The organism is Priestia sp. FSL W8-0524 (assembly GCF_038005965.1).
GTDB lineage: Bacteria > Bacillota > Bacilli > Bacillales > Bacillaceae_H > Priestia > Priestia zanthoxyli.
The window spans coordinates 4,965,001-4,985,627 of the sequence record NZ_JBBOUG010000001.1 but is presented as its reverse complement, the minus strand read 5'-3'; the positions used below and the strand labels follow the sequence as shown (position 1 = coordinate 4,985,627).

General features: G+C 41.8%; 16 protein-coding genes, 9 tRNA genes and 5 rRNA genes (1 of these 30 running past the window's edge). 1 reads left to right on the top strand and 29 read right to left on the bottom strand.

Annotated elements, in window-relative coordinates; translation table 11 throughout:
• Window positions 1-166: 166 nt before the first annotated feature.
• The 5 genes from yabG to metG form a co-directional block, all read right to left on the bottom strand.
• Entirely contained in the window at window positions 167-1,039 is an 873-nt protein-coding gene (gene yabG, locus NST66_RS26045) for a sporulation peptidase YabG (RefSeq protein ID WP_340843742.1), read from the bottom strand.
• 77 nt (window positions 1,040-1,116) lie between these two features.
• Window positions 1,117-1,995 carry a 16S rRNA (adenine(1518)-N(6)/adenine(1519)-N(6))-dimethyltransferase RsmA gene (gene rsmA / locus NST66_RS26040; protein WP_028412637.1) on the bottom strand — a complete coding sequence of 293 codons (879 nt, stop codon included), beginning with the start codon at window positions 1,993-1,995 and terminating at the stop codon, window positions 1,117-1,119.
• Window positions 1,989-2,552 carry a ribonuclease M5 gene (gene rnmV / locus NST66_RS26035; RefSeq protein WP_340843741.1) on the bottom strand — a complete coding sequence of 188 codons (564 nt, stop codon included), beginning with the start codon at window positions 2,550-2,552 and terminating at the stop codon, window positions 1,989-1,991. Before rnmV ends, rsmA begins: the two co-directional genes overlap by 7 nt.
• Window positions 2,553-2,775: 223 nt before the next feature.
• A complete protein-coding gene (locus NST66_RS26030; RefSeq protein WP_028412635.1) occupies window positions 2,776-3,546 on the bottom strand; it encodes a TatD family hydrolase in 771 nt (256 codons plus the stop codon).
• A gap of 71 nt (window positions 3,547-3,617) precedes the next feature.
• Window positions 3,618-5,600, bottom strand: coding sequence for a methionine--tRNA ligase (metG, locus tag NST66_RS26025; RefSeq protein WP_028412634.1), 1,983 nt, complete (start codon window positions 5,598-5,600; stop codon window positions 3,618-3,620).
• 566 nt (window positions 5,601-6,166) lie between these two features.
• Between metG and NST66_RS26020 the strand changes: the two genes are divergently transcribed.
• Entirely contained in the window at window positions 6,167-6,457 is a 291-nt protein-coding gene (locus NST66_RS26020; RefSeq protein WP_170836841.1) for an AbrB/MazE/SpoVT family DNA-binding domain-containing protein, read from the top strand.
• Between the two features lie 32 nt (window positions 6,458-6,489).
• Here the strand turns inward: NST66_RS26020 and rsmI are convergent, their stop codons facing one another.
• From rsmI to NST66_RS25900, 24 genes are all read right to left on the bottom strand, one after another.
• Window positions 6,490-7,362 (bottom strand): 16S rRNA (cytidine(1402)-2'-O)-methyltransferase, encoded by an 873-nt coding sequence (rsmI, locus tag NST66_RS26015; protein ID WP_016762698.1) that lies wholly within the window; start codon window positions 7,360-7,362, stop codon window positions 6,490-6,492.
• Window positions 7,340-7,627 carry a GIY-YIG nuclease family protein gene (locus tag NST66_RS26010; protein WP_013054850.1) on the bottom strand — a complete coding sequence of 96 codons (288 nt, stop codon included), beginning with the start codon at window positions 7,625-7,627 and terminating at the stop codon, window positions 7,340-7,342. Before NST66_RS26010 ends, rsmI begins: the two co-directional genes overlap by 23 nt.
• Complete coding sequence (locus tag NST66_RS26005) at window positions 7,614-8,360, bottom strand: tRNA1(Val) (adenine(37)-N6)-methyltransferase (RefSeq protein ID WP_028412633.1); 747 nt, start codon at window positions 8,358-8,360, stop codon at window positions 7,614-7,616. The genes NST66_RS26010 and NST66_RS26005 overlap by 14 nt, the downstream gene beginning before the upstream one ends.
• A 78-nt stretch (window positions 8,361-8,438) precedes the next feature.
• Window positions 8,439-8,804, bottom strand: coding sequence for a DNA replication initiation control protein YabA (gene yabA / locus NST66_RS26000; protein ID WP_013054848.1), 366 nt, complete (start codon window positions 8,802-8,804; stop codon window positions 8,439-8,441).
• A 14-nt stretch (window positions 8,805-8,818) separates the two neighbouring features.
• The gene (locus NST66_RS25995; protein ID WP_013054847.1) at window positions 8,819-9,646 is read right to left on the bottom strand and encodes a PSP1 domain-containing protein; all 828 of its coding nucleotides are present in this window, start codon (window positions 9,644-9,646) and stop codon (window positions 8,819-8,821) included.
• Window positions 9,647-9,650: 4 nt separating this feature from the next.
• Window positions 9,651-10,643 carry a DNA polymerase III subunit delta' gene (gene holB, locus NST66_RS25990; RefSeq protein WP_328174371.1) on the bottom strand — a complete coding sequence of 331 codons (993 nt, stop codon included), beginning with the start codon at window positions 10,641-10,643 and terminating at the stop codon, window positions 9,651-9,653.
• Window positions 10,644-10,676: 33 nt separating this feature from the next.
• The gene (locus tag NST66_RS25985; RefSeq protein WP_013054845.1) at window positions 10,677-11,006 is read right to left on the bottom strand and encodes a cyclic-di-AMP receptor; all 330 of its coding nucleotides are present in this window, start codon (window positions 11,004-11,006) and stop codon (window positions 10,677-10,679) included.
• Between the two features lie 63 nt (window positions 11,007-11,069).
• Window positions 11,070-11,696, bottom strand: coding sequence for a dTMP kinase (gene tmk / locus NST66_RS25980; protein ID WP_328174372.1), 627 nt, complete (start codon window positions 11,694-11,696; stop codon window positions 11,070-11,072).
• Between the two features lie 16 nt (window positions 11,697-11,712).
• The gene (locus tag NST66_RS25975) at window positions 11,713-13,137 is read right to left on the bottom strand and encodes an aminotransferase class I/II-fold pyridoxal phosphate-dependent enzyme (protein ID WP_028412631.1); all 1,425 of its coding nucleotides are present in this window, start codon (window positions 13,135-13,137) and stop codon (window positions 11,713-11,715) included.
• A gap of 153 nt (window positions 13,138-13,290) precedes the next feature.
• Complete coding sequence (locus NST66_RS25970; RefSeq protein WP_013081329.1) at window positions 13,291-13,473, bottom strand: sigma factor G inhibitor Gin; 183 nt, start codon at window positions 13,471-13,473, stop codon at window positions 13,291-13,293.
• A 138-nt stretch (window positions 13,474-13,611) separates the two neighbouring features.
• Window positions 13,612-13,727 (bottom strand): 5S ribosomal RNA (gene rrf, locus NST66_RS25965).
• A gap of 63 nt (window positions 13,728-13,790) precedes the next feature.
• Window positions 13,791-16,726: ribosomal RNA gene (locus NST66_RS25960) — 23S ribosomal RNA — on the bottom strand.
• A gap of 225 nt (window positions 16,727-16,951) precedes the next feature.
• Window positions 16,952-18,503: ribosomal RNA gene (locus NST66_RS25955) — 16S ribosomal RNA — on the bottom strand.
• 84 nt (window positions 18,504-18,587) lie between these two features.
• A tRNA-Ala gene (locus tag NST66_RS25950) sits at window positions 18,588-18,663 on the bottom strand.
• A gap of 5 nt (window positions 18,664-18,668) precedes the next feature.
• Window positions 18,669-18,745, bottom strand: a tRNA-Pro gene (locus NST66_RS25945).
• A 4-nt stretch (window positions 18,746-18,749) separates the two neighbouring features.
• Window positions 18,750-18,826, bottom strand: a tRNA-Arg gene (locus tag NST66_RS25940).
• 9 nt (window positions 18,827-18,835) lie between these two features.
• A tRNA-Leu gene (locus NST66_RS25935) sits at window positions 18,836-18,924 on the bottom strand.
• Between the two features lie 14 nt (window positions 18,925-18,938).
• Window positions 18,939-19,013 (bottom strand) — tRNA-Gly (locus NST66_RS25930).
• A gap of 23 nt (window positions 19,014-19,036) precedes the next feature.
• A tRNA-Leu gene (locus tag NST66_RS25925) sits at window positions 19,037-19,118 on the bottom strand.
• Between the two features lie 13 nt (window positions 19,119-19,131).
• Window positions 19,132-19,207 (bottom strand) — tRNA-Lys (locus NST66_RS25920).
• 7 nt (window positions 19,208-19,214) lie between these two features.
• Window positions 19,215-19,290: transfer RNA gene (locus NST66_RS25915), tRNA-Thr, on the bottom strand.
• Between the two features lie 3 nt (window positions 19,291-19,293).
• A tRNA-Val gene (locus tag NST66_RS25910) sits at window positions 19,294-19,369 on the bottom strand.
• 9 nt (window positions 19,370-19,378) lie between these two features.
• Window positions 19,379-19,494, bottom strand: a 5S ribosomal RNA gene (rrf, locus tag NST66_RS25905).
• Window positions 19,495-19,604: 110 nt separating this feature from the next.
• A 23S ribosomal RNA gene (locus NST66_RS25900) occupies window positions 19,605-20,627 on the bottom strand; it runs 1,913 nt beyond the window's last position.
• Together the 16S, 23S and 5S rRNA genes with 9 tRNA genes alongside form the textbook arrangement of a ribosomal RNA operon.

Genomic DNA, 20,627 nt, shown 5'->3' with positions numbered 1-20,627 from the left:
GAATCTACATTTCGCTGTTAGTATGCTCGTTTTTTAACGAAATATGTATATCTTTAGCAAATATTGAAAATGATTTTGTGAAATTCAGCGTATACTTTGGCTTCATACGAAAAAACAACTGGTTGCACATCATGCGTGTACATGCTGTAACCAGTTGTTTTTATTTCTACTCATCGCTTTCATAAGGCATGCCCGTGCGAAGCAGCCCTTTTGTTTCTACTCCTCCTAAACCTTTAGCACCCGTTAATGTATTACGTAAGACGTCCCATACATTAATACGATCCGTGAAAGGAGTAAAACTTAGTTTTGCTACTACATACACGGGGTCAAGCGCATGAATATTTACACGCGAAGGTGAACTAGCAAAGTTTGCTCCAGCTTGAATCAATAATTCAAAATGCGATTGACAGGCACCTGCAAAAATCACCAGCTGATCTAAATTACCAACTCTTTTTCTTGCTTCTTGGACTGTTCGAATATAGTGCTTGGAATGTCTATAAGCAAGAAGATCATCCTTATTTCCTTTTCCTTTGGAATAAGCATCATGCCCTGTCAGCACCAGAATATCAGGCCTTACATCCTCAATTAACTTTCCAACTTTCTCCGGCATCTCTGACTCTACGCAATGAACACCATAAACAGGAACACCAATTTTTTCATAAACCAACAAACATTTACGTAAATAATTAGGGTCTCCGTCTACGTGCAGGACCTTTCCAGGAATTTGAAACAAGCGATGTGAATGGCTGTATCCATTAGTCATACTATATTCAGTTTTCTCTCGAACGAGCCGATAATCCTGTTGAATAAGCTCCAAGGATCTTTCTAAAAGTTCTTCTTCTTGTTTTTTTCTTTGATCCTGTTCTTTAGCATCCACAACCTCTAAATCTGTACAAGGAGCGTCGGCAATCAACCGAACGTCTTCTCCTATTAAAGTCGCATATTTCCCCACTTCGCTGTCATTAATAGCTATAACACGAAAAAGCAAATCTCTTTGATAAGAAGGTCGTGTAACTATATCACCAATTTTGATGTTCATATGCTTCACTCCGTCTTTGCTACTTCAAAAATAAATTCTCTTCATAGCCTATGACTTCATGATAAAAATGTGATGATTTAGCGAAATGATTTTAAAAGTTGGTCACTTAACGCTCCGAATTCTTGAATAGACAGCGTTTCGCCTCTTCTTTTCGGATCAATTTCAGCAGTTGCAAGTGCTTGCTCAATGTCCGCTTTTTTCTGTTTCCCATTTGGCAAGTTGTTCACTAGATTGTTTAAAATGGTTTTTCGGCGCTGTCCAAAACTTGCTCGTACAACTTGGAAGAAGAATGCTTCATCTTGTACTTCTACCGCTGGCTTCGGTCTTCTCAGCAGCCGAATAACAGCTGAATCTACATTAGGCTGCGGATTAAATACTGTTTTAGGCACAATCATAACCGTCTCAGCCTCTGTATAGTATTGAATCGCAATAGAAAGTGAACCGTACTCCTTTGTTCCCGGTTTAGCTGCTATACGGTCGGCAACTTCTTTTTGAAGCATAACAACGATTCCCCGTACCGGAATTTGCTCTTCTAATAATTTCATCAAAATGGGTGTCGTCACGTAATACGGTAAATTCGCAACGACCATTAAATCTTCTATGTTTTCGAATTCTTGTTCGAGCGTCTCTTTTAAATCCGCTTTTAACACATCTTGATGAATAACTTTTGCATTTGGGTAAGGAGAAAGAGTGTCGGCTAAAATCGGAAGCAGACGCTGGTCGATTTCAAATGCCAGTACTTTTTTTGCGCGCTTTGCTAGCTGTTCAGTTAACGCTCCGATACCGGGTCCAATTTCAATTGCTCCCGTTTCTTCTGTTATTTCTGCATGATCAACAATGCGATGTAAAATGTTCGTATCAATTAAAAAATTTTGTCCCAAACTCTTTTTAAATGTAAAACCGTATTTCTTTAAAATTTCCTTGGTTCGATTAGGCGTTGCAATATCTTTTAACACGATTCCTTTTCCTCCTTATTTATCTGCTCAACAGCTTTGATAAACTCCTCTTTTGAAATTTGGAACATCTGTAATCGTTTATGAAGCTGCTTTCCATTGGCATAGCCTATTTTTAATAACTTTCCTATTCTTTCACGTCGAGACTTGGCTTTACTATCTCCTACCAAACGAGCTACGATTAAATCCTCTTGAGAAATCTCCATATCTGCTTCTACCCACTCTTGCTTTACATCTTTTAGTGCTTTTTGAATAGACGCAATAGAAGCATGTTCAACTCCAATACCTTTGCCGTTTTTAGGGCGAGCCTCTTCTTTATCTAAAAATGCATGTTTACATCCTGGAACACGTTCTGAAACAATATTTCGAATTCGCTGTCCTGGATAATCTGGATCTGTAAAAATAATTACGCCTCTTGTTTTTTGAGCTAATTTTACTTTTTCAATGGTTTCTTCATTTATAGCTGATCCATTTGTCTCGATAGTATCCGCATCCACTGCACGTTTAATCGCTACGGTATCGTCCCGACCTTCTACTACAATAATTTCTTTAATCTTCATTTCTTCCTCCAAAACATTCAGTTTTGTTCATTTGCTTTTCAGTAAAAATGAAATGCTCGTTACTCACATCATTTTTCTTCTATGAAATCAACGTTTTATCTTATTATCAACTAAATTAAAAAGCATCTATCTGTTATTTTAACTGAAAAAGGCAGAGGATAACATTCTCCTCTGCGCCTATCTTTACTTTAACACGAAAATGATTGTTATATGAGAAAAAGTTTTAATCATTAATGCCAAATAGTTTTTTAGCGTTAGCTGTTGTAATGTCAGCCAACTCTTCATACGTTATGCCTTTTAACTCTGCAATTTGCTCCGCTACGTATGACACATAACCAGGTTCATTGCGCTTGCCGCGGAATGGATGAGGAGTTAGATAAGGACAGTCTGTTTCAATTAATAGTTTATCTAAAGGAAGTTCTGCAGCAACTTCTTTTGGTTTTTTTGCATTTTTAAATGTAACAGGTCCACCAAAAGAAATATACATATTCATATCCATACACTGCTTCGCTACTTCAATACTACCCGTGAAGCAATGCATAATACCGCCTACTTCCTCTACGTGCTCTTCTTTTAAAATGGTTACCACGTCTTCGGTGGCATCACGATTATGAATAATGATAGGTAAATTCACTTTGCGCGCTAAGCGAATTTGACGGCGAAATACGTCCTTTTGAACCTCTTTAGGTGATTTATCCCAATGATAGTCTAATCCCATCTCTCCTAAAGCCACAACTTTCGGATGCTGAGCTAACTCTTCAATCCAAGCTAAATGCTCATCCGTCATATCAATTGCATCTACTGGATGCCAGCCTACACTAGCATAGATAAAGTCGTACGTTTCAGCTATTTGAATAGCTTTTTTAATGGTAGGTTCATCAAATCCAACAACCACCATGTTTTGAACACCTTTTTCTAACGCGCGATTAATTACTTCTTGCAAATCGTCTTCATACTGTTCTGCGTTTAAATGAACATGTGTATCAAATAACATCTAATCGATCCTTTCCATGAATAAAAGGGGGTCCTCGCATGTTACACGTGAAACACCCCTTTTACCTATACTTATTTTATCTTCGTGCCGTTTGCTAAGTTTTGATCTACGCTTGCTAGTGAAAGACCATTCTCATCTTCACCGGCTAAAATCATTCCTTGTGATAGTTCGCCGCGCAATTTTACAGGTTTTAAGTTGGTTACACAAATTACTTTGCGACCTACTAATTCTTCAGGCTTATAAAACTTGGCAATACCTGATACAACTTGGCGTTTTTCATAGCCCAGATCAAGCTGCAGCTTTAATAGTTTATCTGCCTTCTTAACTGGTTCTACTTGCGTAACTTGCGCTACACGAAGCTCTACTTTCATGAAATCATCAATCGTAATCTCTTCAGAAGGCTCTTCCTTCACAACAGGTTTTTCTTCCTTCGGAGCACTTCCTTGCATCTGCTCTTTAATAAACGCTACCTCTTCTTCTCGATCTAGACGAGGGAACATTGGCTCACCTTTTTCTACTTTTGTGCCTTCTTTAAGCATATTAAAGCGCGTCGTGCTTTCCCACGTTTTTAACACATCTTCTTTTACACCGATCTGAGCAAAAATTTTCTCAGGTGTCCGTGTTAAGAATGGCTGTAGTAATACCGCAATGTGACGAATTGATTCAGCTAGATGTGTCATAACGGAAGCAAGTTCTGCACGCTTATTCTCATCTTTTGCTAACGCCCAAGGCTGCGTTTCATCAATGTATTTATTCGTGCGGCTTACATATTGCCAGATAGAAGCAAGAGCCACTGAAAACTCCATATCCTCCATCGCTTCTTCATATTTATTCACTGTATCTTTTTGAGCTTGTACGATAAGTGCATCAAACTCTGTTACATTTCCTTCATAAGTCGGAATAACACCATCAAAATACTTATTAATCATCGCCACTGTACGGTTAACTAGGTTGCCAAGGTCATTTGCTAAGTCAAAGTTAATACGTTCAACAAACGCTTCTGGTGTGAATACACCGTCTGAACCGAATGGAACTTCACGAAGCAAGTAGTAACGAAGGGCATCTAACCCATAGCGGTCAATCAATGTCACTGGGTCTACTACATTCCCTTTTGACTTCGACATCTTTCCATCTTTCATTAATAACCAGCCGTGAGCAAATACTTTCTTAGGAAGTGGCAAATCAAGTGCCATCAACATGATTGGCCAATAAATGGTATGGAAACGTACGATTTCTTTTCCTACTAAATGTACGTTAGCCGGCCAGTATTTTCGATAGTTTTCATCATTCTCAGTATCATACCCAAGAGAGGTGATATAGTTAGAAAGCGCATCAATCCATACGTAAATAACGTGTTTTGGGTTACCTGGAACTTTTACCCCCCAATCAAACGTCGTACGAGAAACAGCTAAGTCTTCAAGACCCGGCTTAATAAAATTATTGATCATTTCGTTTTTACGAGACTCCGGTTGAATAAATGAAGGGTTCTCTTCATAAAAAGCTAGTAAACGATCTACGTATTTCCCCATTTTAAAGAAATAGGACTCTTCTCGAACGAGCTCTACAGGGTGTCCGCTATCCGGGCTTTTCCCACCTACAACTTTTCCATTTTCAACGATTGGATCTACTAGTTGATGCTCTGTATAGTACGTCTCATCGGGAACTGAATACCAACCTTCATACTCATCAAGATAAATATCACCTTGTTCTAAAAGGCGCGCGAAAATCTTTTCCACGATTTCTTTATGTCTTGGTTCTGTTGTACGGATAAAATCGTCATACGAAATATCCATCTTATCCCACAGCTCTTTGATTCCAGAGACAATATCATCTACGTATTGCTGAGGTGTCACGTTTTTCTCTTCTGCTTTTCGCTGAATTTTTTGACCATGTTCATCCGTACCTGTTAAATAACGTACGTCAAACCCTCTCAAACGTTTATAACGAGCCATTGCATCTCCCGCTACCGTCGTGTATGCGTGCCCTATATGTAATTTACCACTCGGATAATAAATCGGCGTAGTAATGTAAAATGTATTATTTCCATCTGCCATGTTCATAACCTCCAACATTCCATTTCAACATTTTGATTTATATGGATGTAATCATATAAACCCTGTCTTCTTATTCTACTATCTATCATACTATTTTACATGATAATTTCAAAACATTCTCTTCCTATATACACGGGAATATGACGGATTCACTTCATTTTTAAATAATCGTTATTTTCCCAAAAAATAATCCTGTTAATTGTATCAGCTTCGCCCTATTTTTATAAAAAATATACCCCCATTCAAAAAGTCACTTTGATAAAAACGACAAATAGGTCTAATTTTGTCGTTTTATGTCGAATTATATTTACCCTATCTTCAAAATAGTTAATATCAAGCTATTTAGGCGATTAATCTTTTTTCCAATGAAACCCCTTGTCATTCCTTGACTGACGGTCACAATTAGCTTCTAAACGAGTCGGGGAAAAAATTTTTTCCCAGCTACATTTTTTTACATATAAAATGATTGACTAGTTTTGGAAACGCTGGTATTATGAAAGTACGTTGAAATTGTCGAATAATGACGAAAGTAATAACATAGAAAAATGATCATTGAGAGGAGAACGATTAACATGAAATCTACAGGTATTGTTCGTAAAGTTGATGAATTAGGACGCGTAGTAATTCCAATTGAATTACGTCGTACATTAGGAATTGCAGAGAAAGATGCTCTAGAAATCTATGTAGATGAAGAGCGCATCATCTTAAAAAAATATAAACCAAACATGACTTGCCAAGTAACAGGTGAAGTATCTGATGATAACATTCAACTTGCTAGCGGCAAATTAATTCTAAGCCGTGAAGGTGCAGAACAAATCATGAAAGAACTTCAAGATTCTTTACAAGCTTCTAAATAAAACGAAAAGCTGTCTATGATAGACAGCTTTTTTTAATGTACGTGATATTCACTATAAATGTCTCGTTTTGATACATCTCGGTCTTTTGCCACTTGCTTAATCGCTTCTTTGTTTGAAAGTCCTTCTTCTACATAGTGATCAACGTGCTCGATAATGGTGAGCTGTTCCCACCATAGATTACTTTCATCTGGCGCTTCTTCATTTGTCCCTTCAAGAATTAAGCAGAATTCCCCTCTAATATCTGTGGCATTTGTCCATTCAATTGCTTCTAATACGCTTCCTCTTAAAAATTCTTCATAGCGTTTGGTTAACTCTCTACATAACACAATAGATCGGTTCCCTAAAATTTCTTCTATACTCTTTAGCGTTTCTTTTAATCGATGAGGGGCTTCATAAAATATCATGCTTTCTTTAATATACTGAAGCTCTTGAAGCTGTTCTTTACGCTGTTTTTTATTTCTGTTTAAAAATCCATAGAAATAAAACTGCCCTGTAGGTAGACCAGAAGCAATTAAAGCCGTTAATGCTGCGTTAGGCCCCGGCAGCGGAACAACCGTATATCCTTCTTTAACGGCAGCTACCACTAACTCATAACCAGGATCTGAAATACAGGGCATACCCGCGTCGCTTACTAAAGCAATATTTTTTTCACTGTCCAAGTCGCTTAACAGCTGTTCACTTTTTGTATGTTTATTATGTTCATGATAACTTGTAATAGGCGTATCGATTTCAAAGTGGTTACATAGTTTTTTCGTTTGTCTCGTATCTTCTGCGGCAATATAATCAACTTCTTTTAAAATTCGAATCGCACGAAATGTCATATCCTCTAAGTTTCCAATAGGAGTGGGAACTAAATATAAAACGCCTCGTTCATTCGATACATCATAACTTTTTTGTGATTTCATTCTGCTTTTCTTGCTCCCTTCGAATGTAAGCCTGTTTTTGCACTCTGCTTAACTGTTTGAACCAATACTCTTTTTGCATAGCTTCTGTTTTAGAAGTAAACACCTCATGCCAAATTAATGAAACAGGCCTTCTTGCTCTCGTATATTTTGCCCCTTTCCCTTCATTATGGACAGAAATACGTTTTTGCAAATTATTCGTGTAACCAGCGTAATACGTACAGTCCTTGCATTCAACTACATAAAAATAATGATTATTCTGTTCCATATAAAATCCTTTTTAATTCGTCCGTGTATTCATCATTATCTTGGTAGACCACCAGCGGAGGAAGAATCTTTAAATCTGGACTTCCATCCTTCGTACCTTCAATTAAAAGTGTATTTGCTTCTTTCCCATCTTTAGGATAGACAAACTGAAGTCTCTTTGGCTCTAAACGGTATTGCCTCATTAACGTAACGATATCTAATAGTCTCCCTGGACGGTGAACCAATGCTACTTTTCCGCCTTGCTTAACTAGTTGACTACTGGCTCTAATCACATCTTCCAACGAACAATGAATTTCGTGGCGAGCGATTGCAAAGTGTTCGTTTTCATTTATTTCTTCTTTATTGGATGTGGTGAAATAAGGAGGATTACATGTTACAACATCATATTTTCCATAACCCAGTTCTTGAGGTGCATTTTTTAAATCACCATGTATCATTTTAATCTGCCCATCCAGCTGATTATACGCAATACTTCTTTGTGCCATACTATGTAGCCGCTCTTGAATTTCTACACCAATGATTTTTCCCTTTGTTCGTTTAGATAAAAACAGTGGGATTACACCGTTTCCTGAACATAAATCAACCAAGTTGCCTTTACGAATTGGGACATAAGCAAAGTGAGATAAAAGCACAGCATCCAATGAAAAGGAAAAGACAGATGGACTTTGAATAATGCGCATTTCCTCATCGGCTAATAGATAATCTAAACGTTCATCTCCATATAACTCAACCATAATCGTTCTTCTCCTTGTACATCTATTATTTACATCTTTTACTCATAAAAAGAACCTCTCCAAAAGGGAGAGGTGTTGTTACTTTTTATTTAAAAATGACAAGCAAAACAAACAGTCTCCATCTTTACGCACACTTCCATAATGAATGTTACAAATATGAAAACCCTCTTGGTAAAGGCGAGCCAAATTGTCATATCCTTCTCCGATATCAATTTGTTTTTGCTCTTTTGTTTGAGCGCTTGCTTTTGAATGTCTATTTTTCAGCTTCGTTTCGAAGTTTGTCTGGTCAAGGCGACGGCGCAAATGATCATTTTCTATTTGCAGATGATGATTTTCTTCAATTAGCTCAGCAAGATGCTCTTTCAACTCACCTAACTGCTTATATAAATGACCAATTTGTTCCTCCATGTTTGTCACCGAATCAAAAATCTCTTTTTTATCCACCTTTGCCCACCTCGTTAATCTGTGGCTTGAAACGAAACAGCACCTTCATTATTGATCTCATCCAGAGTATACTCTAAAATTTGTTCGTGATCTGACAGTTCCACTTGAATAATTCTTTCCAAAATATTCAAACCTACTACACGTCCTGAACCATCTGAAGTTTTAATTGTTGAGCCTATATCAGGAAGCTGTTCTTTTGCCGTTTCATACTCATCATTTTCATATTTTAAACAACACATCAAACGTCCGCATAAACCAGAAATTTTCGTTGGATTAAGCGATAGGTTTTGGTCTTTGGCCATCTTAATAGAAACCGGCTCAAAATCACCTAAAAACGTTGAGCAACATAGCATACGTCCACAAGGACCTATCCCGCCCAACAGTTTTGCCTCGTCTCGTACACCAATTTGACGAAGCTCAATTCGCGTACGGAAAATAGCAGCTAAATCTTTAACTAGCTCTCTAAAATCAATACGGCCGTCTGCTGTAAAATAAAAAATGACTTTATTACGATCAAACGTATATTCTACATCTACTAACTTCATATCTAAATCGTGTGATTGAATTTTTTGCACGCATACGTCATACGCTTCTCTAGCAGCTTGTTTATTTTCATCCACAATCAGCCTGTCTTTTTGTTCAGCAATGCGGATTACTTTTTTCAAAGGAAGCACGACATCATGTTCACTTACTTGCTTTTTGTTAATAACCACTCTGCCAAATTCAACACCACGAACTGTTTCTACAATAACAAACTCACCATCTGGAATTGTAAGTTCTCCAGGGTCAAAATAATATATTTTTCCCGCTTTTTTAAAGCGAACGCCTACTACATCATACAAGCTTTTATCCCTCCTGCAAATCCAACACCAGCTGTTCCATTAATAACTGTAGATTCATATTTGAATTTAATTTATTTTTGGCCTTCAAGATAACCTCTAAGCGATAAATCGCTTTTTCCTGCGTTGTCTGAAGAGCTTGCTGTTTTAATTCTTCTATTTTATGACGATAGACGATTTTAGACTCTTGTCCAACTTGCAGCGTCAACAAATCACGGTAAAGAAGCATCAATAAAGTTAAACCAATATGAGCTTGTTCTTTTTCTTTAAAATGTGTTACCCACTTTTCATGAATAAAAAGAAGAGCTTGTTGAGGTCTCGTTGTTAACACTTCATATAATTGTATCACTAACTTTATTGCAAGTCCAAACCATTCATCTTTACTTAATTCAATTGCTTCATCAATGCTGTTTGTTAAATTAGACAGGATGGACGCATCTACTGCGGAAAGGCCATTTTCTACTAGTTTTTTAGCTAACTGTTCTGGTGTAAGAGATCGAAATGATATTACTTGGCAACGTGAGATAATCGTATCTAATAAGCGCTGTATATTTTCTGTTAATAAAATTGCATAAGTTCCGTTGCCAGGCTCTTCTAAAAATTTCAGTAAACTATTTGCTGCGCTTACTGTCATTTTATCAACATGATTCACAATATATAACTTTTTATTAGATTCAACACCGGTTTTTGTGAATTCTGATTGCAAGAATTGAATTTGCTCTTTTTTAATCGATAAACCAGCTGGCTCAATCAAGTGAATATCTGGATGATTACCTGAATCAATTCGCCGGCAGTTACTGCACTCATGGCATGGCCTATGATTAACTGGACTTTGGCAAAACAGTGCTTTAGCAAACAAAAAACTAATTTGTTTTTTACCTGTTCCTTTGCTTCCTTCAAATAAATAAGCATGAGCAACTCGCTCTTTAAGTAAGCTGTTTTGCAAAATCTTTAATACGTTCGGCTGAAGAGCTTCAAGCTGTTCCCATGTATTTCCCATTCAATCATCACTTTCTATTTAAAATCTTCTCTCTTAAAATTGATGAAATTGATCTACTGGTAGTACGAATACTGTAGCTCCGCCCACTTCAACTTCAACAGGATACGGAATGTATGAATCTGCATTACCACCCATCGGTGCCACAGGAGAAATCATCTGTCTGCGGTTTTCACATTGGCCCTTAATAATATCAAGTACTTCATCTACTTTATGATCATCTGTACCAATCATAATTGTTGTATTCCCTGATTTTAAAAATCCGCCCGTACTTGATAATTTGGTTGAACGAAATCCTCTTTCTACAAGTGCATTTAAAAGCTTTGAGCTATCTGAATCTTGAATAACGGCCATTACTAATTTCATGAATAACACCTCATTTTACTTTATTGTTAAGAATAGTATAGCAAGAATAACAATCATCTGTATTTATTTTAAAATCAATTGTATCTGTTTATAAGCTTCTTCACAGACCTTTTCAATGGATTGATTTGCATCAATTCGGCGAATACGCTCTGGAAATTGACTCAAAAGAGATAGATATCCATCTCGTACTTTGTAATGAAAGTCTAAGGATTCTAAATCTAATCGATTAATCTCATCTTTTCGACCTTTATTAATTCTTTCTAATCCTACCTCAGGCTCAATATCAAAATATAAAGTGGCCTGTGGCATCGTTTGCTCAATAGCAAATTGATTGATAGCAAAAATATTTTCTACACCTATCCCCCGCGCATTTCCTTGATAAGCAAGTGAGCTATCAATAAAACGGTCACATAATACTATATTCCCTTTATTTAGCTCAGGAATCACTTTTTCTACAAGATGTTGTCTCCTAGCCGCAGCGTAAAGAAGTGCTTCTGTTCTGGCATCCATTTCCGTGTTAGATGGATTTAAGATGATTTCACGAATTTGTTCAGCAATTCGTATGCCTCCAGGCTCTCTTGTTAATACAATGTTATAGCCATCTTGTATTAATTTTTGTTGAACCATATGGATGATGGTCGTCTTACCAGCACCCTCTGGCCCTTCGAATGTAATAAACGTTCCTGACATGTATAAATTCCTTTCTCTATTTAAATACTTCTATCTTTCCTTCTTCCATACAAGAGCCGCCTTGAATATGACCATTTAACCTTTGAATATGCAAAATATAGTCAATATGATTGCTCGTAATCGTTTCTCCCTCCATTAAAATAGGAATTCCAGGAGGATATGGAATAATAGATTGTGCGCTTACACACCCAATCGCTTCTTCAAACGAACACATATGCTTTGTCCTTAATTTTCTTTCTTCCATAGACAGGAGAACCGTTGCCCTTGAAAAACGAAATGGTTTGATTAGTGGTTTTTCATACGACTTACGCTGTATATTTGCTACTGCTTGTCTAACCCGCTTAATTGTATCATTAAAGTCCCAACTGCTGCTTAACGGTAGAACAAACAATACATAGTTAACGTCAGCTAGTTCTGTATAAATATCTTGTTTTTCCAGTTCCTTTTGCAAATCATATCCTGTTGCCGCTGAACAAGTCAATGTCATTTTCAAAAGGTCGGTAGCAGTTTGATCTGTTTCCACATTAATAGTTGAAAGTGTATCAATCTTATTAATCTTTTCAACAAACGAATGAATATTGTCAGTCATTCTATCGATATCATGCTGTGTAAACTGCTGCAGATAATACCGTGCCAAATCGAGAGAAGCCATAATAGGGTATGAAGGACTGCTTGACTGAAGTACTTGTAGGTAATGGCGCACCGCTTGCTTATTCACTAATGTTCCCTGCATATGTAAATAAGAACCCATTGTCATAGCTGGTAGCGTTTTATGTGCTGACTGAACGACAAGGTCAGCTCCATACGTAACAGCTGACGACGGAAAAGGATTGCCTAAAATAAAATGGGCTCCATGAGCTTCATCAATAACTATAGGAATATTGTAGCTATGAATAAAGTCAATGGTCTCCTTTAAATCTCGTGCCACCCCGTAGTAAGTAGGATTTGTTAATACAAATGCTTTTATATCCTCAGAACGCTCTAAAGCCGCTTTAATTGTTTTAATGGATACACCTGTACTAAGATGTGTTTTTGAATCTATTTCAGGAGCTAAAAAAATAGGTGATGCCTTTGATAAAGTAATAGCATTAAAAATAGATTTATGAGAATCTCTTTGAACAGCAATTTTATCTCCTTCTTGACAAAGAGATAAAATTGCTGAGAGGTTGCCTACAGTAGAACCATTAACTAAAAAAAAGCTTTCATCTACTCCATACAACTTTGCCGTTAACTCTTGTGCTTCTTTAATAACAGATTCTGCTTCATGTAAATCATCTAATCCGCTAATTTCCGTTAGATCGTATTGCAAAAAATCTGCGTAAGAAGACTGAATATGTGAAGGGAGAATTTGACCATTTTTATGGCCGGGCACGTGGTAAGAGAGTGACCTCTTTTCGCTATGCCTTACTAAACGGTTATATAAAGGTAAATATGTATCCATACATCCATTCCTTACTTTTTGTAAATATAACATTGTTAACTTGATAAAAGAATATGTAAGCATTTTTCCTATCAAAATTCATTTTTCTTTCATTATAACAAACTTAGATGATTTTTTTGAGCCATATAAAGAAGCCCTTATAAAAAAGGGCTTTTAGTAAGAAAACGCTCCTGATATTCTCTTTAATTGATTTACTAACAATTGATAACGAAAATGAGATGAATCCACCTCTACAATCTCTACCTCGCAGTGTTGGCATATAAAGCTGGAAAACACCTCAATACCCTTTGTATGCTGTTCATGACAAACGGAACATGTTTTAATTTGTTTTTCCATTACTCTCCACCTCCACTAAATAAGTATCGACAAGATGTAACTTCTTTATGCAGTTCATTTACCCCATTTTATGTAGATAGCTTATACTTTGTGAATAATAAAAAAAGACTAGCTAAAATAGCTAGTCTTTTTTCAAGTGCCTGGCAACGTCCTACTCTCACAGGGACAAAGTCCCAACTACCATTGGCGCTAAAGAGCTTAACTTCCGTGTTCGGTATGGGAACGGGTGTGACCTCTTCGCTATCGCCACCAGACAAGAGATTGTTCTCTCAAAACTAGGTAACAGTTTGCTGAGTAAAGCTTACGCTTTTAAAAGTTTGGTTAAGTCCTCGATCGATTAGTATCAGTCAGCTACACATGTCGCCACGCTTCCACCTCTGACCTATCAACCTGATCATCTTTCAGGGATCTTACTAGCTTGCGCTATGGGAAATCTCATCTTGAGGGGGGCTTCATGCTTAGATGCTTTCAGCACTTATCCCGTCCACACATAGCTACCCAGCGATGCCTTTGGCAAGACAACTGGTACACCAGCGGTGTGTCCATCCCGGTCCTCTCGTACTAAGGACAGCTCCTCTCAAATTTCCTACGCCCACGACGGATAGGGACCGAACTGTCTCACGACGTTCTGAACCCAGCTCGCGTACCGCTTTAATGGGCGAACAGCCCAACCCTTGGGACCGACTACAGCCCCAGGATGCGATGAGCCGACATCGAGGTGCCAAACCTCCCCGTCGATGTGGACTCTTGGGGGAGATAAGCCTGTTATCCCCGGGGTAGCTTTTATCCGTTGAGCGATGGCCCTTCCATGCGGAACCACCGGATCACTAAGCCCGACTTTCGTCCCTGCTCGACTTGTAGGTCTCGCAGTCAAGCTCCCTTGTGCCTTTACACTCTACGAATGATTTCCAACCATTCTGAGGGAACCTTTGGGCGCCTCCGTTACATTTTAGGAGGCGACCGCCCCAGTCAAACTGCCCACCTGACACTGTCTCCCGGCCCGATCAGGGCCGCGGGTTAGAATTTCAATACAGCCAGGGTAGTATCCCACCGACGCCTCCACCGAAGCTAGCGCTCCGGCTTCTCAGGCTCCTACCTATCCTGTACAAGCTGTACCAAAATTCAATATCAGGCTACAGTAAAGCTCCACGGGGTCTTTCCGTCCTGTCGCGGGTAACCTGCATCTTCACAGGTACTATAATTTCACCGAGTCTCTCGTTGAGACAGTGCCCAGATCGTTACGCCTTTCGTGCGGGTCGGAACTTACCCGACAAGGAATTTCGCTACCTTAGGACCGTTATAGTTACGGCCGCCGTTTACTGGGGCTTCGATTCAGAGCTTCTCCCAAAGGATAACCCCTCCTCTTAACCTTCCAGCACCGGGCAGGCGTCAGCCCCTATACTTCGCCTTGCGGCTTCGCAGAGACCTGTGTTTTTGCTAAACAGTCGCCTGGGCCTATTCACTGCGGCTCTCTCGGGCTATACACCCTACCAGAGCACCCCTTCTCCCGAAGTTACGGGGTCATTTTGCCGAGTTCCTTAACGAGAGTTCTCTCGATCACCTTAGGATTCTCTCCTCGCCTACCTGTGTCGGTTTGCGGTACGGGCACCTCCCGCCTCGCTAGAGGCTTTTCTTGGCAGTGTGGAATCAGGAACTTCGGTACTATAATTCCCTCGTCATCACAGCTCAGCCTTTATGATGAGCGGATTTGCCTACTCATCAGCCTAACTGCTTGAACGCGCATATCCAGCAGCGCGCTTACCCTATCCTACTGCGTCCCCCCATTACTCAAACGGCGGGGAGGTGGTACAGGAATATCAACCTGTTGGCCATCGCCTACGCTTTTCAGCCTCGGCTTAGGTCCCGACTAACCCTGAGCGGACGAGCCTTCCTCAGGAAACCTTAGGCATTCGGTGGACAAGATTCTCACTTGTCTTTCGCTACTCATACCGGCATTCTCACTTCTAAGCGCTCCACCAGTCCTTACGGTCTGACTTCGCTGCACTTAGAACGCTCTCCTACCACTGACATCAAAGATGTCAATCCACAGCTTCGGTGATACGTTTAGCCCCGGTACATTTTCGGCGCAGAGTCACTCGACCAGTGAGCTATTACGCACTCTTTAAATGGTGGCTGCTTCTAAGCCAACATCCTGGTTGTCTAAGCAACTCCACATCCTTTTCCACTTAACGTATACTTGGGGACCTTAGCTGGTGGTCTGGGCTGTTTCCCTTTTGACTACGGATCTTATCACTCGCAGTCTGACTCCCATGGATAAGTCTTTGGCATTCGGAGTTTGACTGAATTCGGTAACCCGTTGGGGGCCCCTAGTCCAATCAGTGCTCTACCTCCAAGACTCTCACAACATGAGGCTAGCCCTAAAGCTATTTCGGAGAGAACCAGCTATCTCCAGGTTCGATTGGAATTTCTCCGCTACCCACACCTCATCCCCGCACTTTTCAACGTGCGTGGGTTCGGGCCTCCATTCAGTGTTACCTGAACTTCACCCTGGACATGGGTAGATCACCTGGTTTCGGGTCTACAACCACATACTAAACGCCCTATTCAGACTCGCTTTCGCTACGGCTCCGCCTTATCAGCTTAACCTTGCATGGGATCGTAACTCGCCGGTTCATTCTACAAAAGGCACGCCATCACCCGTTAACGGGCTCTGACTACTTGTAGGCACACGGTTTCAGGATCTCTTTCACTCCCCTTCCGGGGTGCTTTTCACCTTTCCCTCACGGTACTGGTTCACTATCGGTCACTAGGTAGTATTTAGCCTTGGGAGATGGTCCTCCCAGCTTCCGACGGAATTTCACGTGTTCCGCCGTACTCAGGATCCACTCAAGAGGGAACGAAGTTTCAACTACAGGGTTGTTACCTTCTTCGACGGACCTTTCCAGGTCGCTTCATTTACTTCGTTCCTTTGTAACTCCGTATAGAGTGTCCTACAACCCCAAGAGGCAAGCCTCTTGGTTTGGGCTAATTCCGTTTCGCTCGCCGCTACTCAGGAAATCGCATTTGCTTTCTCTTCCTCCGGGTACTTAGATGTTTCAGTTCCCCGGGTCTGCCTTCAATATCCTATGTATTCAGATAAAGATACTGTTCCATTACGAACAGTGGGTTTCCCCATTCGGAAATCTCCGGATCAAAGCTCACTTACAGCTCCCCGAAGCATATCGGTGTTAGTCCCGTCCTTCATCGGCTCCTAGTGCCAAGGCATTCACCGTGCGCCCTTTCTAACTTAACCATTAGCGAATAAATGGTACAACATAAAGTTGTGTTATTTATTGGTTTGATTAAAGAAAAGTTTCACTTTTCCTCAGCAATTACTGTTATCTAGTTTTCAAAGAACAATCGCAACCAAAATTCTTCTTATCTAATAAGAAGAAAGTAGTGTGCTTTCTATAATTGAGAGATTGAACTCTCAAAACTGAACAAAGTGTCAAAACGTACGTCATGTAAAAATCCTTAGAAAGGAGGTGATCCAGCCGCACCTTCCGATACGGCTACCTTGTTACGACTTCACCCCAATCATCTGTCCCACCTTAGGCGGCTAGCTCCTTACGGTTACTCCACCGACTTCGGGTGTTACAAACTCTCGTGGTGTGACGGGCGGTGTGTACAAGGCCCGGGAACGTATTCACCGCGGCATGCTGATCCGCGATTACTAGCGATTCCAGCTTCATGTAGGCGAGTTGCAGCCTACAATCCGAACTGAGAATGGTTTTATGGGATTGGCTTGACCTCGCGGTCTTGCAGCCCTTTGTACCATCCATTGTAGCACGTGTGTAGCCCAGGTCATAAGGGGCATGATGATTTGACGTCATCCCCACCTTCCTCCGGTTTGTCACCGGCAGTCACCTTAGAGTGCCCAACTAAATGCTGGCAACTAAGATCAAGGGTTGCGCTCGTTGCGGGACTTAACCCAACATCTCACGACACGAGCTGACGACAACCATGCACCACCTGTCACTCTGTCCCCCGAAGGGGAACGCTCTATCTCTAGAGTTGTCAGAGGATGTCAAGACCTGGTAAGGTTCTTCGCGTTGCTTCGAATTAAACCACATGCTCCACCGCTTGTGCGGGCCCCCGTCAATTCCTTTGAGTTTCAGTCTTGCGACCGTACTCCCCAGGCGGAGTGCTTAATGCGTTAGCTGCAGCACTAAAGGGCGGAAACCCTCTAACACTTAGCACTCATCGTTTACGGCGTGGACTACCAGGGTATCTAATCCTGTTTGCTCCCCACGCTTTCGCGCCTCAGCGTCAGTTACAGACCAAAAAGCCGCCTTCGCCACTGGTGTTCCTCCACATCTCTACGCATTTCACCGCTACACGTGGAATTCCGCTTTTCTCTTCTGCACTCAAGTTCCCCAGTTTCCAATGACCCTCCACGGTTGAGCCGTGGGCTTTCACATCAGACTTAAGAAACCGCCTGCGCGCGCTTTACGCCCAATAATTCCGGATAACGCTTGCCACCTACGTATTACCGCGGCTGCTGGCACGTAGTTAGCCGTGGCTTTCTGGTTAGGTACCGTCAAGGTACGAGCAGTTACTCTCGTACTTGTTCTTCCCTAACAACAGAGTTTTACGACCCGAAAGCCTTCATCACTCACGCGGCGTTGCTCCGTCAGACTTTCGTCCATTGCGGAAGATTCCCTACTGCTGCCTCCCGTAGGAGTCTGGGCCGTGTCTCAGTCCCAGTGTGGCCGATCACCCTCTCAGGTCGGCTATGCATCGTTGCCTTGGTGAGCCGTTACCTCACCAACTAGCTAATGCACCGCGGGCCCATCTGTAAGTGATAGCCGAAACCATCTTTCAATCATCTCCCATGAAGGAGAAGATCCTATCCGGTATTAGCTTCGGTTTCCCGAAGTTATCCCAGTCTTACAGGCAGGTTGCCCACGTGTTACTCACCCGTCCGCCGCTAACGTCTTAGAAGCAAGCTTCTAATCAGTTCGCTCGACTTGCATGTATTAGGCACGCCGCCAGCGTTCATCCTGAGCCAGGATCAAACTCTCCGAAGAAATGTTTGACTTGCTCATTTAAAAAATAAAAATTAACGTTGACGTTTGTCGCTTTGTTCAGTTTTCAAAGTTCAAAATTCCGATTGGTGGAGCCTAGCGGGATCGAACCGCTGACCTCCTGCGTGCAAGGCAGGCGCTCTCCCAGCTGAGCTAAGGCCCCATAAATGGTCGGGAAGACAGGATTCGAACCTGCGACCCCTTGGTCCCAAACCAAGTGCTCTACCAAGCTGAGCTACTTCCCGTTTATGGCGCGCCCGAGAGGAGTCGAACCCCTAACCTTTTGATCCGTAGTCAAACGCTCTATCCAATTGAGCTACGGGCGCTTATTAAAATGGTGCCGAGGGCCGGACTTGAACCGGCACGGTAGTCACCTACCGCAGGATTTTAAGTCCTGTGTGTCTGCCAATTCCACCACCCCGGCAGGACTTATATATGTGGAGCGGAAGACGAGGTTCGAACTCGCGACCCCCACCTTGGCAAGGTGGTGTTCTACCACTGAACTACTTCCGCACATATATGAAATTAAGTAAAGATGCGGGTGAAGGGACTTGAACCCCCACGTCGTAAGACACTAGATCCTAAGTCTAGCGCGTCTGCCAATTCCGCCACACCCGCGTGTGAATATAAATGGTGAGCCATGAAGGACTCGAACCTTCGACCCTCTGATTAAAAGTCAGATGCTCTACCAACTGAGCTAATGGCTCGAAAAACTGGTGCCGGCAAGAGGACTTGAACCCCCAACCTACTGATTACAAGTCAGTTGCTCTACCAGTTGAGCTACACCGGCAAATGGTGGAGGATGACGGGATCGAACCGCCGACCCCCTGCTTGTAAGGCAGGTGCTCTCCCAGCTGAGCTAATCCTCCGATATAAAAGCCTGGCAACGTCCTACTCTCACAGGGACAAAGTCCCAACTACCATTGGCGCTAAAGAGCTTAACTTCCGTGTTCGGTATGGGAACGGGTGTGACCTCTTCGCTATCGCCACCAGACATATTATATTATACATGATTTAAAAAAGAAAGCAAGACTTTTTTTGAAAAAGTTTTGTTCTTTCAAAACTAGATAACAGGTTGCTGAGTAAAGCTTACGCTTTTAAAGTTTGGTTAAGTCCTCGATCGATTAGTATCAGTCAGCTACACATGTCGCCACGCTTCCACCTCTGACCTATCAACCTGATCATCTTTCAGGGATCTTACTAGCTTGCGCTATGGGAAATCTCATCTTGAGGGGGGCTTCATGCTTAGATGCTTTCAGCACTTATCCCGTCCACACATAGCTACCCAGCGATGCCTTTGGCAAGACAACTGGTACACCAGCGGTGTGTCCATCCCGGTCCTCTCGTACTAAGGACAGCTCCTCTCAAATTTCCTACGCCCACGACGGATAGGGACCGAACTGTCTCACGACGTTCTGAACCCAGCTCGCGTACCGCTTTAATGGGCGAACAGCCCAACCCTTGGGACCGACTACAGCCCCAGGATGCGATGAGCCGACATCGAGGTGCCAAACCTCCCCGTCGATGTGGACTCTTGGGGGAGATAAGCCTGTTATCCCCGGGGTAGCTTTTATCCGTTGAGCGATGGCCCTTCCATGCGGAACCACCGGATCACTAAGCCCGACTTTCGTCCCTGCTCGACTTGTAGGTCTCGCAGTCAAGCTCCCTTGTGCCTTTACACTCTACGAATGATTTCCAACCATTCTGAGGGAACCTTTGGGCGCCTCCGTTACATTTTAGGAGGCGACCGCCCCAGTCAAACTGCCCACCTGACACTGTCTCCCGGCCCGATCAGGGCCGCGGGTTAGAATTTCAATACAGCCAGGGTAGTATCCCACCGACGCCTCCACCGAAGCTAGCGCTCCGGCTTCTCAGGCTCCTACCTATCCTGTACAAGCTGTACCAAAATTCAATATCAGGCTACAGTAAAGCTCCACGGGGTCTTTCCGTCCTGTCGCGGGTAACCTGCATCTTCACAGGTACTATAATTTCACCGAGTCTCTCGTTGAGACAGTGCCCAGATCGTTACGCCTTTCGTGCGGGTCGGAACTTACCCGACAAGGAATTTCGCTACCTTAGGACCGTTATAGTTACGGCCGCCGTTTACTGGGGCTTCGATTCAGAGCT

What these genes read in the sequence shown, in the direction of transcription:
- yabG (WP_340843742.1), bottom strand. Translation starts at nt 1,039, where the DNA reads ATGAACATCAAAATTGGTGATATAGTTACACGACCTTCTTATCAAAGA.
- rnmV (WP_340843741.1), bottom strand. Translation starts at nt 2,552, where the DNA reads ATGAAGATTAAAGAAATTATTGTAGTAGAAGGTCGGGACGATACCGTA.
- NST66_RS26030 (WP_028412635.1), bottom strand. Translation starts at nt 3,546, where the DNA reads ATGTTATTTGATACACATGTTCATTTAAACGCAGAACAGTATGAAGAC.
- metG (WP_028412634.1), bottom strand. Translation starts at nt 5,600, where the DNA reads ATGGCAGATGGAAATAATACATTTTACATTACTACGCCGATTTATTAT.
- rsmI (WP_016762698.1), bottom strand. Translation starts at nt 7,362, where the DNA reads ATGAAATCACAAAAAAGTTATGATGTATCGAATGAACGAGGCGTTTTA.
- NST66_RS26010 (WP_013054850.1), bottom strand. Translation starts at nt 7,627, where the DNA reads ATGGAACAGAATAATCATTATTTTTATGTAGTTGAATGCAAGGACTGT.
- NST66_RS26005 (WP_028412633.1), bottom strand. Translation starts at nt 8,360, where the DNA reads ATGGTTGAGTTATATGGAGATGAACGTTTAGATTATCTATTAGCCGAT.
- holB (WP_328174371.1), bottom strand. Translation starts at nt 10,643, where the DNA reads ATGGGAAATACATGGGAACAGCTTGAAGCTCTTCAGCCGAACGTATTA.
- NST66_RS25985 (WP_013054845.1), bottom strand. Translation starts at nt 11,006, where the DNA reads ATGAAATTAGTAATGGCCGTTATTCAAGATTCAGATAGCTCAAAGCTT.
- tmk (WP_328174372.1), bottom strand. Translation starts at nt 11,696, where the DNA reads ATGTCAGGAACGTTTATTACATTCGAAGGGCCAGAGGGTGCTGGTAAG.
- NST66_RS25975 (WP_028412631.1), bottom strand. Translation starts at nt 13,137, where the DNA reads ATGGATACATATTTACCTTTATATAACCGTTTAGTAAGGCATAGCGAA.
- NST66_RS25970 (WP_013081329.1), bottom strand. Translation starts at nt 13,473, where the DNA reads ATGGAAAAACAAATTAAAACATGTTCCGTTTGTCATGAACAGCATACA.